The organism is Oleiphilus sp. HI0066 (assembly GCF_001635725.1).
Genome location: NZ_LWFH01000181.1, coordinates 1 through 953, shown reverse-complemented (window position 1 = coordinate 953; position 953 = coordinate 1). Strand labels below are relative to the sequence as shown.

Genomic DNA, 953 nt, shown 5'->3' with positions numbered 1-953 from the left:
ATGCTGTCATATCACTGGAGCAACGACCATGTGGCTAAGTCTACTGAGCATCTTTATTTTTATTGTTTTGTGCTCGATCTTTATTATCGCAACACTTTCATGGAAAGAAGCGAAGTCCGCTTACACCGAGCTGCGTCAGGATCACGCAGAACTTGAAGCCGACGAGCAACAAGCACTCATACAAATCGTGGCATTTTCTAAGCTTTGGTTTCGCAAACAATTCAATTTTATCGATCGCGAACTCATCAATATGTCGCCAAGTTTATTGCGCACAGGACTCATCGCTGTGCGTGAGGAATACGGAGAAGACGAATTGCAAAAAACCCTTCAATGGCAGCTAAAATCAGCCATTCAAGCTCGAAAGCAGCATATCAATAAGTTGGAACTTCTTAATACAAACTTACTAACTATTGCTATATTTGTAGCAGTCATGACGCTCATCGGACAGCTTCAATTCATGTCTCTACAAGGAGCTGAATTAGCTCTTGCGCCGCTAACAACATTAGCGTTCGCTTTGTGTGTACAGGGCTTTGTTTGCAAACCTTTGATTGAACGCTTGTATCGTCAAATGGAAATACATCATGACGCCTTAAATATTCACGCTGAAGGCATCATGATGATTAGCCAAGGCCAAACGCCGGCACAAATTCGATCCGTGCTTGAAGCCATGACAAACGGGCTCGATCACATCAAAGGGCCTGTCAAGCCGGCAAACAAAGTAGCTAAAAAGCCTTCAAGCTTTATTTTCCCAACACGTAAAGCTTCCTAAAAAATAACATGAGCATCGCGATCGATTCAGCACGTTTCAGCTTTCATGCTAGAACTAAAACCAGCGACAACAGCATCATAAACCTTGCAGCGCTATCGTTAGTTGTCTGCTTGATCATCTACCTGAGCTCAATCAAATCAAGCTTGGTAAATGAAGATGCCACGCATGCTGCTCCAACCGTAAG

At 43.3% G+C, this 953-nt stretch carries 1 protein-coding gene; it reads left to right on the top strand.

Annotated features, from left to right (window positions below):
• Positions 1-769, top strand: a 769-nt coding sequence (locus A3738_RS02970) for a hypothetical protein (RefSeq protein WP_231876513.1), incomplete at its 5' end; no start/stop codon positions are given.
• Between the last annotated feature and the right edge of the window lie 184 nt (positions 770-953).